Source organism: Streptomyces aculeolatus (assembly GCF_020400605.1).
In the GTDB taxonomy this organism is placed as follows: domain Bacteria; phylum Actinomycetota; class Actinomycetes; order Streptomycetales; family Streptomycetaceae; genus Streptomyces; species Streptomyces aculeolatus.
The window spans coordinates 246,393-261,697 of sequence record NZ_JAINRD010000004.1 but is presented as its reverse complement, the minus strand read 5'-3'; the positions used below and the strand labels follow the sequence as shown (position 1 = coordinate 261,697).

12 protein-coding genes are annotated in these 15,305 nt (G+C 72.5%); 10 read left to right on the top strand and 2 right to left on the bottom strand.

Annotation, left to right across the window (positions count from 1 at the left end; genetic code table 11):
• The first annotated feature begins 127 nt into the window (after positions 1 to 127).
• On the top strand, positions 128 to 2,746 hold the full coding sequence (locus LG396_RS09805) for a valine--tRNA ligase (protein WP_225794418.1): 2,619 nt from the start codon (positions 128 to 130) through the stop codon (positions 2,744 to 2,746).
• Between the two features lie 38 nt (positions 2,747 to 2,784).
• Here LG396_RS09805 and LG396_RS09800 read toward each other — a convergent pair whose 3' ends face one another.
• The gene (locus tag LG396_RS09800) at positions 2,785 to 3,765 is read right to left on the bottom strand and encodes a hydroxyacid dehydrogenase (RefSeq protein WP_225794417.1); all 981 of its coding nucleotides are present in this window, start codon (positions 3,763 to 3,765) and stop codon (positions 2,785 to 2,787) included.
• A 163-nt stretch (positions 3,766 to 3,928) separates the two neighbouring features.
• Here LG396_RS09800 and folC point away from each other — a divergent pair, with 163 nt between their 5' ends.
• The 8 genes from folC (at position 3,929) to rodA (ending at position 12,893) form a co-directional block, all read left to right on the top strand.
• Positions 3,929 to 5,503, top strand: coding sequence for a bifunctional tetrahydrofolate synthase/dihydrofolate synthase (gene folC / locus LG396_RS09795; protein WP_100302882.1), 1,575 nt, complete (start codon positions 3,929 to 3,931; stop codon positions 5,501 to 5,503).
• Positions 5,504 to 5,651: 148 nt separating this feature from the next.
• A complete protein-coding gene (locus LG396_RS09790) occupies positions 5,652 to 6,014 on the top strand; it encodes a DUF4233 domain-containing protein (protein ID WP_225794416.1) in 363 nt (120 codons plus the stop codon).
• Between the two features lie 99 nt (positions 6,015 to 6,113).
• On the top strand, positions 6,114 to 6,527 hold the full coding sequence (gene ndk, locus LG396_RS09785; RefSeq protein WP_018834280.1) for a nucleoside-diphosphate kinase: 414 nt from the start codon (positions 6,114 to 6,116) through the stop codon (positions 6,525 to 6,527).
• Between the two features lie 250 nt (positions 6,528 to 6,777).
• Positions 6,778 to 7,797 carry a rod shape-determining protein gene (locus LG396_RS09780; protein WP_018834281.1) on the top strand — a complete coding sequence of 340 codons (1,020 nt, stop codon included), beginning with the start codon at positions 6,778 to 6,780 and terminating at the stop codon, positions 7,795 to 7,797.
• Positions 7,798 to 7,851: 54 nt separating this feature from the next.
• A complete protein-coding gene (mreC, locus tag LG396_RS09775) occupies positions 7,852 to 8,889 on the top strand; it encodes a rod shape-determining protein MreC (protein WP_018834282.1) in 1,038 nt (345 codons plus the stop codon).
• Between the two features lie 4 nt (positions 8,890 to 8,893).
• On the top strand, positions 8,894 to 9,613 hold the full coding sequence (gene mreD, locus LG396_RS09770; protein WP_018834283.1) for a rod shape-determining protein MreD: 720 nt from the start codon (positions 8,894 to 8,896) through the stop codon (positions 9,611 to 9,613).
• Positions 9,610 to 11,697, top strand: coding sequence for a penicillin-binding protein 2 (gene mrdA / locus LG396_RS09765; RefSeq protein WP_225794415.1), 2,088 nt, complete (start codon positions 9,610 to 9,612; stop codon positions 11,695 to 11,697). Before mreD ends, mrdA begins: the two co-directional genes overlap by 4 nt.
• Complete coding sequence (gene rodA, locus LG396_RS09760; RefSeq protein WP_225794414.1) at positions 11,694 to 12,893, top strand: rod shape-determining protein RodA; 1,200 nt, start codon at positions 11,694 to 11,696, stop codon at positions 12,891 to 12,893. The genes mrdA and rodA overlap by 4 nt, the downstream gene beginning before the upstream one ends.
• Positions 12,894 to 12,944: 51 nt before the next feature.
• Here rodA and LG396_RS09755 read toward each other — a convergent pair whose 3' ends face one another.
• Positions 12,945 to 13,508: a DoxX family protein gene (locus LG396_RS09755; RefSeq protein WP_225794413.1), complete on the bottom strand. Its 564-nt coding sequence runs from the start codon at positions 13,506 to 13,508 to the stop codon at positions 12,945 to 12,947.
• 128 nt (positions 13,509 to 13,636) lie between these two features.
• Here LG396_RS09755 and LG396_RS09750 point away from each other — a divergent pair, with 128 nt between their 5' ends.
• A complete protein-coding gene (locus LG396_RS09750; protein ID WP_225794412.1) occupies positions 13,637 to 15,268 on the top strand; it encodes a CYTH and CHAD domain-containing protein in 1,632 nt (543 codons plus the stop codon).
• Positions 15,269 to 15,305 lie beyond the last annotated feature (37 nt).

Below are 15,305 nucleotides of genomic sequence, written 5' to 3'. Positions count from 1 at the left end.
TACTGTCGGATCGCGCCGCGCTGCGCTGCCTCGGGTCTCGATCGGCTGCCGCGCGGTTGTCCACAAGGACGCAGTCCGTCCACAAGTGGTTCGCGGCCGGGTGTGACGCGCCTCTAGACTTACCGTCGTGACCGACGCAAAGAACCCGCAGAGCAGCGCAGCAGAACTTCCTACGCAGTACACGCCCGGCGAGGTCGAGACCTCGCTGTACGAGGGCTGGGTAGAGCGCGGTTACTTCGCGGCGGACGCCAAGAGCGACAAGCCGCCGTACGCGATCGTCATCCCCCCGCCGAACGTCACGGGAAGCCTCCATCTCGGCCACGCCTTCGAGCACACGCTGATCGACGCCCTCACCCGCCGCAAGCGCATGCAGGGTTACGAGACGCTGTGGCAGCCCGGCATGGACCACGCCGGCATCGCCACGCAGAACGTGGTGGAGCGCGAGCTGGCCAAGGAGGGCCTGTCGCGGCACGACCTGGGCCGCGAGGCGTTCGTCGAGCGGGTGTGGAAGTGGAAGGCGGAGTCCGGCGGCCAGATCGCCGGCCAGATGCGCCGCCTCGGCGACGGCGTGGACTGGAGCCGCGACCGCTTCACCATGGACGAGGGCCTGTCACGTGCCGTCCAGACCATCTTCAAGCGCCTCTTCGACGACGGGCTGATCTACCGCGCCGAGCGCATCATCAACTGGTGCCCCCGCTGCCTCACCGCGATCTCCGACATCGAGGTGGAGTACCAGGACGACGACGGTGAGCTGGTCTCCATCCGCTACGGCGAGGGCGAGGAGTCCATCGTCGTGGCCACCACGCGCGCGGAGACGATGCTCGGCGACACCGCCGTCGCGGTCCACCCGGACGACGAGCGCTACCGCCACCTCGTCGGCACGGAGATCGTGCTCCCGCTCACGGGCCGCCGCATCCCCGTCATCGCCGACGAGCACGTGGACCCGGAGTTCGGCACCGGCGCCGTGAAGGTGACCCCGGCGCACGACCCCAACGACTTCGAGATCGGCCGCCGGCACGACCTGCCGATGCTCACGGTCATGGACGAGCACGCGGTCATCACCGCCCACGGCCCGTTCCAGGGCCTGGACCGGATGGAGGCCCGCTCGGCGATCGTCGCCGCGCTGCGCGCGGACGGCCGCATCGTGGCCGAGAAGCGGCCGTACGTGCACTCGGTGGGCCACTGCTCCCGCTGCAAGACGACGATCGAGCCGCGGCTGTCCATGCAGTGGTGGGTCAAGGTCGGCCCGCTGGCCAAGGCCGCGGGCGACGCGGTGCGCGACGGCCGGGTCGCCATCCACCCCAAGGAGATGGAGTCCCGCTACTTCGGCTGGGTCGACCACCTCAACGACTGGTGCATCTCCCGCCAGCTCTGGTGGGGCCACCGCATCCCCGTCTGGCACGGCCCGGACGGCGAGCTGGTGTGCGTCGGCCCCGACGAGCAGCCGCCCGGCGGCGAGGGCTGGACGCAGGACACGGACGTGCTGGACACGTGGTTCTCGTCCGGCCTGTGGCCCTTCTCCACCCTGGGCTGGCCACAGGAGACCGAGAGCCTGGCGAAGTTCTATCCGAACGCGGTCCTGGTCACCGGCTACGACATCCTCTTCTTCTGGGTCGCCCGGATGATGATGTTCGGGCTGTACGCGATGGACGGCGAGATCCCGTTCGGCACCATCGCGCTGCACGGCATGGTGCGCGACGAGCACGGCAAGAAGATGTCGAAGGCCTTCGGCAACGTCGTCAATCCGCTGGACTGGATGGACAAGTACGGCGCCGACGCCGTCCGGTTCACCCTCGCCCGCGGCGCCAACCCCGGCACCGACGTGCCGATCGGCGAGGACTGGGTGCAGGGCTCGCGCAACTTCGCGAACAAGGTGTGGAACGCCACCCGCTTCGCGCTGATGAACGGTGCCACCGTCGAGGGCCCGCTGCCCGCCGGGGCGGAGCTGTCCACGACGGACCGCTGGATCCTCTCCCGGCTGAACACGGTCGTCGCCGAGGTCGACGCGCTGTACGACGACTACCAGTTCGCGAAGCTCTCCGACGTGCTGTTCCACTTCGCCTGGGACGAGGTCTTCGACTGGTACGTGGAGCTGTCCAAGACGACGTTCGCGGAGGGCGGCCCCGCGGCGGACGCCTCGCGCCGCGTTCTCGGCGAGGTCCTCGACGTCACGCTGCGGCTGCTGCACCCGGTGATCCCGTTCGTCACCGAGACGCTGTGGACGACGCTGACGGGCCGCGAGTCCCTCGTGATCGCCGACTGGCCCGCCGACTCCGGCTTCCGGGACGCGGCGGCCGAGGCGGAGATCGTGAAGCTGCAGGAGGTCGTGACCGAGGTCCGCCGCTTCCGCGCCGACCAGGGCCTCCAGCCCGGCCAGCGGGTGCCCGCGCGCGTGGAGCTGTCCGGCGCCGGCCTCCAGGTGCACGAGGCCGCCATGCGGCAACTGCTGCGCCTGCAGCCGGAGGGCGACTCCTTCGCCGCCACGGCGTCGCTGCCGGTGGCCGGCGCGACCGTCGCGCTGGACCTGTCCGGCACGATCGACGTGGCGGCCGAGCGCAAGCGGCTGACGAAGGACCTGGCCGCCGCCGAGAAGGAGAAGACGCAGGCGGAGGCCAAGCTCGGCAACGAGGGCTTCCTCGCCAAGGCGCCGGAGCCGGTCGTGGCGAAGATCCGCACCCGGCTGGCGAAGGCCGAGGAGGACATCGTCCGCATCGGCGCCCAGCTGGAGCGCCTGCCGCAGGCGTAGCGCAGTGGGCCCGGGGACCGCCCCCCGGGCCCGTAGCCCTAAGCGCTGTGGCCCAGCGACTCCGGCCGCACCGGGTGCGCGAAGGGCAACCCGGCGGCGTAGCGGGCCAGTTCGTCGGCCGCCGCCCGGCCCAGCCGCGGCAGCTCGCCCGCCAGCGACCCCGCGACATGCGGCGTCAGCAGCACGTTCGGCAGCTCGTACAGCGGCGAGCCGGGCGGCAGGAACTCCGGCTCGGTCACGTCCACGACGGCGTGCAGCCGCCCCGCGACCAGCTCCTCCGTCAGCGCCTCCTGGTCCACCACCGACCCGCGCGCGGTGTTGACGAGCGTCGCCCCGTCCCGCATCGACGCGAGCCTGGCGCGGCTGATCAGGTGCCGGGTGGCCGGCAGCGCCGGCGCGTGCACGCTGACCACGTCGGCGGTGGCGCACAGCTCGTCCAGCCCGGCGGGGGCGGCGCCGAGGGCGCGCAGTTCGTCCTCGTCCGCGTACGGGTCGTACACCAGCGTCGACAGGTCGTACGGGCGCAGCAGCTCCAGCACCCGCCGCCCGATCGTCGAGGCGCCGACGACGCCGACGGTGCGCCGGTAGTTCCCGGCGCCCGGGTGGTCCGCGTACCAGTCGTACGGACCCCGCCGCCGCCGGTACTCCTCCCGCACCTCGAGGACCCGCTTGTTCGCGAACAGCACCGCCGCGACGGTGTACTCCGCCACCGGCAGCGCGTTCGCCCACGCCGCCGAGGAGACCGCGATCCCGCGCCGCCACACCGCCTCGGTGACGTGGTGCTTGACGGACCCCGCGGCGTGCACGACGGCCCGCAGCAGCGGCGCCCCGGCGAGCGCGGCCTCGTCCAGCGGCGGGCAGCCCCAGCACGTGACGAGCACCTCGGCGCGGGCCAGCGCGGCCGCCGCCCGCGGCTCGGCGAAGTCGGCCGCGACCAGGCCGGGTTCGAGGTCCGAGACCTCGGTGAGCCGGTCCCGCGTCGCCGCGTCGAAGAGCCGCGGCAGGGTGTCGGCGCTCATCGCCAACAGGGCACGAGGGCGGCGTCCCGCGCCGCCCGGAGGGTCGTTCTGTGGCACGCGGCCGCCTCCTGTGTCGAACCTGCGATCCGGAACTGCTTCTCGCACATCACCCGGCGGTCCCGCCGGGCGGGTGACTGTCGTAGCCGGACCCTAGACTGACACCGTGAGCGCCCGCGAAGAACCCGCAGGTCCCGACCCGGACGAGACCCCCCGCAGCCCGGACACCCCGGAGGACGACCCCTTCGACGAGATCGTCGGCACCGAGACCGAACGCGACCCCGACCTGGCCGTCATCGAGGCAGGCAGCCGCACGCTGCGCACCCAGGCGGGCCCGCCCGCCGGTGACGGCGTGCCCGCGGCCCCGGCGGACCCCGAGGTGGCCCGCGCGCTGCGCGAGGCCGAGGCGGAGCTGCTGGCGCGCTGGCCGGAGACGCGTATCGACCCGTCGCTGGAGCGCATCCGGGCGCTGCTCGACATCCTCGGCGAGCCGCAGCGCGCGTATCCGTCGATCCACCTGACGGGCACGAACGGCAAGTCCTCCACGGCCCGCATGATCGAGGCGCTGCTGGTGGCGTGCGACCTGAGGACGGGCCGCTTCACCAGCCCGCACCTGCAGTCGATCACGGAGCGGATCGGCCTCGACGGGGCGCCGATCGACCCCGAGCGGTTCGTGGAGACGTACCGCGAGCTGAAGCCGTACGCGGAGATGGTCGACGCCCGGCAGGAGCACCCGCTGTCGTTCTTCGAGATGCTCACGGCGATGGCCTTCGCGGCGTTCGCCGAGGCGCCGGTGGACGTGGCGGTGGTCGAGGTCGGCCTCGGCGGCACCTGGGACAGCACGAACGTCGTCGACGCCTCCGTCGCCGTCGTCACCCCCATCGCCGTCGACCACAGCCGGCTGCTGGGGGACACCCCGGGCGCCATCGCCGCGGACAAGGCGGGGATCGTCAAGAAGACCGCGACGTCCCCCGGCGGCGGCACGGGGACCGTCGTGATCATGGCCCAGCAGCCCGTCGACGCCGCGCAGGTCATCCTCAAGCGGGCCGTCGAGGTGGACGCGACGGTCGCCCGCGAGGGCATGGAGTTCGGCGTGGTGAACCGGGAGGTCGCGGTCGGCGGGCAGTTGCTGACGCTGCGCGGCCTCGGCGGCGAGTACCCGGAGGTCTTCCTGCCGCTGCACGGCGAGCACATGGCGCACAACGCGGCGGTCGCCCTCGCCGCCGTCGAGGCGTTCTTCGGCGTCGGCTCCGAGCACGCCCGCAGCCTCGACGCGGACACGGTCAGGCGCGCGTTCGCCACCGCCACCTCGCCGGGCCGCCTGGAGGTCGTACGGACCTCGCCCACCGTCATCCTCGACGCCGCCCACAACCCGGCCGGCGCGCTGGCCACCGCCGCGGGGGTGCAGGAGGCGTTCGGCTTCAGCCGGCTCGTCGGCGTCGTCGGCACCAGCAGGGAGAAGGACGTGCGCGGCGTGCTGGAGGCGTTCGAGCCGCTCTTCACCGAGGTCGTCGTCACCCGGAACTCGACCAGCCGCGCCATGGACCCGGACGAGCTGGCGGCCATCGCCGTCGAGGTCTTCGGCAGCGAGCGCGTCCAGGTCGAGCCCCGCCTCGACGACGCGCTGGAGGCGGCCATCACGCTCGCGGAGGAGGAGGACGAGTACGCCGGCGCGGGCGTGCTCGTCACCGGCTCCGTCATCACGGCGGGGGAGGCCCGGCTGCTGCTGGGCCGGAAGTAGCGGGGCATCCGGGGGCCGTACCGGCCGCCGGACCGAGGCGGCTGGACGGCGCCTCGGCGGCGGCCATTACCCTGGCGGAGGGGACGCGCGCGCCGATGCCGGTGCGCCGGGTCCCCCGTCACCCTGGACCGGAGTAGAGAGGCGAGCGATGCGCACGCTCTGTGCGAGCACGCTGGTCGGCGAGATCCTCGTCGTCGGCCTGACGGGTCTCGTCGCGATGCAGCAGTCCGACCTGTCGAACAGCACGATCTGGGGGGTCAGCGGCGCCGTCATGGTGCTGTGCGTGCTGGTCTGCGGCATGCTCGGCCGCCCCGGCGCCGTGCAGGTCGGCTGGGCGGTGCAGGTCGCCCTGATCGCCTCCGGCTTCGTCGTGCCGGCGATGTTCTTCCTGGGCGCGATCTTCGCCGCCCTGTGGTGGGCGTCGGTGCACTACGGCCGGATCGTCGACGAGGCCAAGGCGGCGCGGGCCCGCGCCGCCGCCGCCGAGAAGGCCGGCGGCGCCCCGGCGTAGCCTCCCGCGGCCGCGGGGCAGGGAGGTGTGCGGGCGCCCGCGAGGGGCCGGGTAAGGTCGGATTCCCCCGAGTCAGCAACGCACTGCCAGGAGCCGTACATGAGCCAGCGCACGCTCGTCCTCCTCAAGCCCGACGCGGTACGCCGCGGGCTGGTCGGCGAGATCATCGGCCGGATCGAGCGGAAGGCCGGCTGGTCGATCGCCGCGCTCGAGCTGCGCACCCTCGACCGCTCGATCCTGGAGCAGCACTACGCCGAGCACGTGGGCCGGCCGTTCTACGAGCCGTTGGTGGAGTTCATGTCCTCAGGACCCGTCGTCGCGCTCGTGGTCGAGGGTGAGCGGGTCATCGAGGGAGTCCGGACGCTGTCCGGTCCCACCGACCCGATCGCCGCCGCGCCCGGCAGCATCCGCGGCGACTTCGGCACCATCGTTCGTGAGAACCTCGTGCACGCCTCCGACTCCGAGGAATCCGCCGCGCGCGAGCTGAAGCTGTTCTTCCCGGAGCTCGCCTGACGTCCGCGCAGGTCGGCAGCGCGCCCGGCCCCCGAAGAGGCGACCGGATCTTTCGGTCGCCTCTTGGCATGTGCAAGCGAAAAGGGGGAAAGCGCAACCGACACGGTGCCGTATTGACTGCGACACCCTCGCTCCCTCCGCGACCTCGCGAGACTACGATGGCCCCCACGGGCCGTAGCGCGCGTCGCCCTGCTGCCGACCCCCGTCCGCCATCACCTTGGAAGGCCAGACGTATCCCATGGCGAATAGCATGTCTTTCATCGGCCGCGACATGGCCGTCGACCTTGGGACCGCCAACACGCTGGTGTACGTCAGAGGCCGGGGCATCGTCCTGAACGAGCCGTCGGTCGTGGCCATCAACACCAACACCGGCGGGATCCTCGCCGTCGGCGCCGAGGCCAAGAAGATGATCGGCCGCACCCCGGGCAACATCGTCGCGGTGCGCCCCCTGAAGGACGGCGTCATCGCCGACTTCGAGATCACCGAGCGCATGCTGCGCTACTTCATCCTGAAGATCCACAAGCGCCGCTACCTCGCCCGCCCGCGCGTCGTGGTCTGCGTCCCCTCGGGCATCACGGGAGTCGAACGCCGCGCGGTCATCGAGGCGTCGACCCAGGCGGGCGCGCGCCAGGTGCACATCATCGAAGAGCCCATGGCGGCGGCCATCGGCTCCGGGCTCCCGGTGCACGAGGCGACGGGCAACATGGTCGTGGACATCGGCGGCGGCACCACCGAGGTCGCGGTGATCTCCCTCGGCGGCATCGTGACGGCGCAGTCCATCCGGGTCGCCGGGGACGAGCTGGACAACGCGATCATCCAGCACATCAAGAAGGAGTACAGCCTCCTGCTCGGCGAGCGCACCGCCGAGATGATCAAGATCACCATCGGCTCCGCGTACGACACCGACCGCGACGAGCACACCGAGATCCGCGGCCGCGACCTGGTCAGCGGGCTGCCGAAGACGGTCGTGATCTCCTCCGCCGAGGTGCGCAAGGCCATGGAGGAGCCGCTCAACGCGATCGTCGACGCGGTCAAGACGACGCTCGACAAGTGCCCGCCGGAGCTGTCCGGCGACATCATGGACCGCGGCATCGTGCTCACCGGGGGCGGCGCGCTGCTGGCCGGCCTCGACGAGCGGCTGCGGCACGAGACGGGGATGCCGATCCACCTCGCCGAGGAGCCGCTCGACTCCGTCGCGCTCGGCTCCGGCAAGTGCGTCGAGGAGTTCGAGGCGCTGCAGCAGGTTCTGGACGCGCAGCCCCGTCGCTAGCCCCCAAGTCCGCACCCCACCTCCGGGACATCCAGGAAGGCGCTTCGGAAGCACGTGAGGGACACACGAGAGAGCCGGGTCCTGCTCCTGCTGCTCATCACCATCTCGTTCGCGCTGATCACGGTCGACATCCGGGGCGGGGACGACTCTCCCCTGGATGCCACGAAGCGGGGGGCCGCGGCGGCGCTCGGGCCGGTCGAGAACGGCGTCGCCGACGTGGTCGACCCGGTGGGCAACGCGATCGAGGCGGTGCGCGAGTCGGGGGACCGGCACGGCCGCATCGCCGAGCTGCAGCGGCAGAACGCCGAGCTGAAGCAGCGGCTGGGCAGCGACGACCGCAACCGCGCCCGCGCCGCGGAGCTGGACAGGATCCTGGGCAACGCGGGCGCGGGCCGGTACGGCATCAAGGGCGCCCAGGTCATCGCCATAGGAGCGGCCCAGGGCCTGTCCTGGACCGTGACCATCGACGCCGGTTCCGACGACGGCCTGGAGCGGGACATGACCGTTCTCAACGGCGACGGGCTCGTCGGCCGTATCACCACCGTCGGCCCGTCCACGGCCACGGTGCTGCTCGCCAACGACCCGGAGTTCACGGTCGGCACCCGGCTGGAGAAGACCAGCGAGCTGGGCTTCGCCACCGGTCAGGGCGACCGGCCCATGAAGGTCGAACTGCTCAACGGCAAGCTGAAGGTCCAGAAGGGCGACCGCCTGGTGACCTTCGGCTCCCACGGCTCGCGCCCGTTCGTGCCGGGCGTGCCGATAGGAGTCGTCTCGTCGGTCGAGCCGGTCGGCGACGTCACGCGCACCGTGTACGTCGAGCCGTACGCCTCGTTCACCCGGCTCGACATCCTCGGCGTCGTCGTCCAGCCGCCCCGCGACGACCCGCGCGACGCGGTGCTGCCGCCCGCGCCGAAGGCCACGCCGACGCCCACCGTCACCGTCACCGTCCCCCCGGGCGGCGAGGGCGCGGAAGGCGCCGGGGGCGGTGAGGCGGAGGGGGAGGCCGACGCCGGCGCCGGTGCCGGAGCCGGGGAGGACCCGGCCGGCGAGCCCGCCGCAGGGGGCCCCGCAGCCGGAGAGGACGGGAACTGACCGCATGAGGCACGTGAACCGCGTCCTGCTCTGCGCCTTGCTGCTGGTGACCGCCCTCGTCTTCCAGGTCACCGTGCTCGCCCGGCTCCATCTGCCCGGTGCCGTACCGGATCTGACGCTCCTGGTCGTCCTCGCCCTCGCGATGGTCTACGGACACGTCGGCGGCGCCCTCGTCGGCTTCACTGCCGGCCTGCTCGCCGACATCGCGCCGCCCGCCGACCACGCCGTGGGCCGCTACGCGCTCGTCCTCGCCGTCATCGGCTACCTCGCCGGGCTCATCAAGCCCGAGTCCGGCCAGGTGCGCACCGCCGCGGGCCCGATGATGGTCGTCGGCTGCGCCGCGGTCGGCTCCACCCTGCTGTACGCGGGCGTCGGCGCCCTCGTCGGCGAGGGCTCGGTGCGCGGCGTGGGCCTGGGCAGCCTGGTCTTCACCGCCGCGATCTACGACCTGCTGCTCGCCCCGTTCACCGTGCCGCTGGTGATGGCGCTGGCCCGCAGGGCCGACCGCGGCACGACCGTCGAGGCCGCGGAGACCGCCACCGGCGGCTCGGCGGCCGGCGACTCGTCGTACCGCTGGCTGGCCGGCGGCACCGCCAGCCGCGCCGCCGTCAAGCGCGCCCGCTCCTACGGGCGCGGCGGCATCGGCCGGCAGCGCGGCAACCTGTTCGGCCCCAAGTCCAAGTCCGCCAAGGCCACCCGCATCAAAGGGGTGAAGCGGCTGTGACCAACATCCCGGAGACCGGCAAGTCCACCCGGGTCACCGTCCGGCTCGTCGGCATCCAGGTCCTCGTGCTCTCGCTGCTGCTCACCCTGGGCGGCCGGCTGTGGTACCTGCAGATCCGCAACGGCGACGAGTACGAGGCGGAGGCCGCGGGCAACCACGTCCAGCAGGTCATCGAACCCGCCGTGCGCGGCTCCATCCTCGACTCCCGCGGCGAGCCGCTCGCCGACAACGAGACCCGCCTCGTGGTCTCCGCCAGCCGCACCGACCTGATGAAGATGGACGACGACGGCGAGGCGATACTGACCAAGCTCGCCGGCGTCCTCGGCATGGACCCCAAGACGGTCATGGAGCGCGTGCGGCTCTGCGACGCCAAGACGCCCAAGCCGTGCTGGAACGGCTCCCCGTACCAGCCGATCCCCATCACCGACGAGGCCACGGCCCGCCAGGCGCTGCAGATCCGCGAGCGCGAGGAGGAGTTCCCCGGCATCACCGCGGAGCCCAGCGCCGTCCGCCGCTACGGCGCGCCGAACGACGCGAACACCGCGCAGGTCCTCGGCTACCTCTCGCCGGTCACCGACGAGGAGATCGCCCAGGCCGAGGGCGGCGACAACCCGCTGCTGCGCACCGACCAGATCGGCCGCTCCGGGCTGGAGCGCTCGTACGACTCCCAGCTGCGCGGCCAGGCCGGCGTGACGAACTACCGCGTGGACAAGCTCGGGCGGGTGATAGGGGAGGCCGACAAGCAGCCGGGCGTGCCCGGCTCCAACCTGGTCACCAGCATCGACTCGCGGGTGCAGGCGCTGGCCGAGGAGGAGCTGGCCAAGGCGATGAAGGCGGCCCGTACGCAGTTCGACGACAACACCGGCATGAACTACAAGGCGGACTCCGGCGCGATGGTGGTGATGGAGGCCGACACCGGCCGCATCGTCGCCATGGCGTCCAACCCCTCGTACGACCCGAACGACTGGGTCGGCGGCATCGACGCCGGCACGTACAAGCAGCTCACCGGCAAGAAGGCCAACTACCCGCTGCTGAACCGGGCGATCCAGGGCCAGTCGGCACCCGGCTCGATCTTCAAGCCGATCCCGACGACCGCCGCGGTCAACGCCGGCTACGACTTCGACGGCAACTACGAGTGCAGCAGCGACTACAGCATCGGCGGCCAGGTCTTCAAGAACTTCGAGTCGCAGAGCTACGGCGCGATCGACCTCGGCCGCGCGCTGGAGGTCTCCTGCGACACGGTGTACTACCGGCTGGCGCACCAGGAGTGGCTGAACGACGGCGGCAACAAGCCGAAGAAGAAGCCCGACGACTGGTTCTACAAGACCGCCCACCAGTACGGCCTCGGCGAGGAGACCGGCGTCGACCTGCCCAACGAGGTCACCGGCCGGGTGCCCGACCGGCAGTGGAAGAAGGACTACTGGCAGGCCAACAAGGACGCCTGGTGCAAGCAGGGCAAGCAGGACGGCGACTACGCCGAGCGCATCGCGTACGAGAACTGCCTGGAGGGCATGCGGATGCGCGCCGGTGACTCCGTCAACTACTCCATCGGCCAGGGCGACACGCTCGTCACGCCGATCCAGATGGCCACCATGTACGCCGCCATCGCCAACGGCGGCACGCTGTACGACCCGACCGTCGGCAAGGCCGTCGTCAGCGCCGACGGCAAGAAGGTCGACATGATCGAGCCGAAGGCGCACGGCAAGCTGCCGCTGGACAAGGCCACCCACGCCGCCATAGACGATGCGCTCGCGGGCGTCGCCACCCGGGGCACCGCCGCCTGGCGCTTCGGCGGCTGGCCGCAGGACGAGATCCCGATGCACGCGAAGACCGGTACCGCCGAGGTCTACGGCAAGCAGACGACGTCGTGGTTCGCGACGTACACCGACGAGTACGCGATCGTCATGACGATGTCCCAGGGCGGCACCGGCTCCGGCGCCTCGGCGCCCGCGGTCCGCGCCGTGTACGACGCGCTGTACGGCGTCGGCAAGGGCGGCGGCATCGACCCGAAGAAGGCGCTGCTGCCCAAGCCGGAGAAGAAGCTGCCGAAGATCTCGCCGGACGGCAGGATCGAGGCGCGATGACGGCCGCCGACGGGTACTCGGTCCGGCGCTTCACCCCCGAGCTGGGCACGTGGGGCAGGCTGACCGCGCGCGACTCGCTGGTGCGGCGGGTCGACTGGATGCTGATGTTCTCCGGGCTCGCGCTGTCCGTCATGGGCACCGCGCTGGTCTGGTCCGCGACCCGCAACCGCGACGACCTGACGGGCGGCGACCCGTACTTCTTCGTGATAAGGCACGCGATCTTCACCACCATCGGCATCGCGCTGATGGCCGCCACCGTCTGGGTCGGCCACCGCACGCTGCGCGGGGTGGTGCCGCTGCTGTACGGGCTGTCGCTGGTGCTCGTCGCCATGGTGCTCAGCCCGCTGGGCAGCACCATCAACGGCTCCCGCGCCTGGCTCGACCTGGGCGGCGGCTTCACGGTCCAGCCGGCCGAGTTCACCAAGATCACGATCATCCTGGGGATGGCGATGATCCTGGCCGCCCGGGTCGACGCGGGCGACCGGGAGCACCCCGACCACCGGACCGTCGTGCAGGCCCTGGGCATGGCCGCGGTGCCCATCGGGATCGTCGTGCTGATGCCGGACCTCGGCTCCGCGATGGTGCTGACGTCGATCGTGCTGGGCGTGCTGCTGGCCTCCGGCGCGTCGAACCGCTGGGTGCTGGGGCTGGTGCTGGCCGGCGTCAGCGGCGCGGCGCTGATCGTCTCGCTGGGGATGCTCGACGAGTACCAGGTCGCCCGCTTCGCGGCCTTCGCCAACCCGGCGCTCGACCCGGCCGGCGTCGGCTACAACACCAACCAGGCCCGTATCGCCATCGGCTCCGGCGGGGCGACCGGCAAGGGCCTGGGCGAAGGCAGCCAGACGACGGGCCAGTTCGTGCCCGAGCAGCAGACCGACTTCATCTTCACGGTCGCGGGGGAGGAGCTGGGCTTCGTCGGCGCGGGCCTCATCCTGGTGCTGCTCGGCGTGATGCTGTGGCGGGCGTGCCGGATCGCACGGGACGCCAGCGACCTGTACGGCACGATCGTCGCGGCGGGCGTGGTGGCGTGGTTCGCGTTCCAGGCGTTCGAGAACATCGGGATGACGCTCGGCATCATGCCCGTCGCGGGCCTGCCGCTGCCGTTCGTCAGCTACGGCGGCTCGTCGATGTTCGCGGTGTGGATCGCGGTGGGGCTGCTGCAGTCCATCAAGGCACAGCGGCCGCTGTCGGCCTGAGAGCTCTGTCGAGGCGGGCCCCGGTGCCACGGCGTCGGGGCCCCGCCCGCGCTACAGCAGCCGCAGGAGGAGCACCGCGACCCCCGCGGCCGTCCCCAGCAGCACCGCGGCCAGCCCGGCCGCGAGCCGCCCGCCGCGCAGCGCGCCCAGCGCGCCGTCCACGGAGACCAGCCCGGCCCCGGTCAGCGCCAGTGCCACGCCCGCGCCGCCGAGCAGGAACTCGTACTCGATGCCCCTCGGATCCGTCGCCGCGATCGGACCGCTCCAGTCGAAGCCCCACTTGACCGCCACGGCGTTGATCATCACGCCGATCACGGCGGCGGCCGCCAACGGGGTGAGGAAGCCGATGACCAGCGCGAGGCCGCCGACGATCTCGCTCAGCCCCAGCACCCACGTCATCGCCCGCTCCGCGGGGTAGCCGGCCGCGTCCAGGGTCGACGCCGTCGGGTCGAACCCCGGGCCGTCGAACCAGCCGAGGAGCTTCTGCGCCCCGTGCCCCGCCACGATCACGCCCACCACCGCCCGCAGCACCAGCAGCCCGGCGTCGACGCCGGTCACGCCCTCCTCGACGTCCTCGGCGTAGCTGATGATGGGGATGGTGCGCGTCTGGGCCATGGGCGAGCTCCTTGTCGTTCTGGGCGCGACGCTAGGACACGCCCGGGGGCCCCGCCACCCGGCACCTTCCGCGATCCGACCCCGCAGCACCTCATGACCAACCGGCCGAGCGCGGCTAAATTCGATTCATGGTGGACACGGTGCGCGAAATCGAGCGGAAGTACGAGGCCACGGCGGGCACCCGCGAACTGCCCCCGCTGCCGGACCTGACGGGCGTCGACGGGGTCACCGCGGTGATCGACCAGGGCACCGCCCTGCTGGACGCCGTCTACTACGACACCGCCGCCCGCAGGCTGGCGGCCGACGGCATCACCCTCCGCCGCCGCACGGGCGGCGACGACGCGGGCTGGCACCTGAAGCTGCCGGTGGCCGCGGGCGTACGCGACGAGATCCGCGCCCCGCTCGGCGAGGGCGTCCCGCGGCGCCTCGCGGCCCTCGTCCGCTCCCGTACGCGGGACGCCGAACTGGCACCGGTGGTCCGCATCCGCTCGGAGCGGGACGTGCACCAACTGCTCGGCGCGGACGGCGAACCGGTCGCGGAGGTCTCCGTCGACCGGGTGACCGCGGAGCGCCCGGAGACGGGGGCGACGGCGCGGTGGGCCGAGGTGGAGGCGGAGCTGAGCCCCGGGGCGGACCCGGCGGTGCTGGACGCGGTGGACGCGGCGCTGACCGGGGCCGGGCTGCGGCGCTCGGCGGCGGCGTCGAAGCTGGCGCGCGCGCTGGCGGAGACGGACGAGGGGAAGGCGGAGGGCGGCAAGAAGGGCAGGAAGACCAAGGAGGGCAAGAGCAGCAAGAGCAGCGGCAAGGGCGGCAAGAAGAAGCCCTCGGCAGGCAAGAAGTCCGCCGGCAAGAAGTCCGCGGACAAGAAGAAGCCGGCAGGCGACAAGCCCCCGGAGCCCGCCGCCCGCCCCGCCGGCGACCTCGTCCTCGACTACGTACGCGCCCAGATCACCGCCGTCGTCGAGCTGGACCCCGCCGTCCGCCGCGACCAGCCCGACGCCGTCCACCAGATGCGCGTCGCCAGCCGCCGCCTGCGCAGCACGTTCCGCAGCTACCGCGCCGTGCTCGACCGCACCGTCACCGACCCCGTCTCGGCCGAGCTGCGCTGGCTGGCCGGCGAACTCGGCGTCGACCGCGACCGCGAGGTGCTCACCGAGCGCATCCACGCCGGGCTCGTGGAGCTGGCGCGCCCGCTCGTCCTCGGTCCCGTCCGCGGCCGGCTGCGCACCTGGTCCGCCGCCCGCCGCACCGGCTCGCGGCGCCGCATCACCGCCGTGCTCGACGGCCGCCGCTACCTCGCCCTGCTCGACGCCCTCGACGCCGTACTCACCGACCCGCCGCTGCGCGACGCCGCCGCCCGTCCCGCGGAGCCGGTGCTCCGCAAGGCCGTCGACCGCCAGTACCGGCGCTTCGCCGGCGCCCTCCAGGAGACCTTCGACCTCCCGCCGGGCCCCGACCGCGACACCGCCATCCACGAGACCCGCAAGGCCGCCAAGCGCACCCGCTACGCCGCCGAGGTGGCCCGCCCCGTACTCGGCCGCGAGGCCAAGACCGTCACGTCGCTGATGCGGGAGGTCCAGGAGCTGCTGGGCGACTACCAGGACGGCGTGCTGGCACGGGCCGCGCTGCGCGAGATCGCGGTGCAGGCGCAGGCCGCGGGGGAGCCCTCGTTCACGTACGGCGTCCTCTACGCGCGCGAGGAGGCGCGTGCCGCGGAGCTGCGCGACCGGCTGCCGCGGCTGTCGCACAAGCATCTCTGAGCAGCGCGAAGAGGGGCACGCGCGGGGCGCGCGCTAC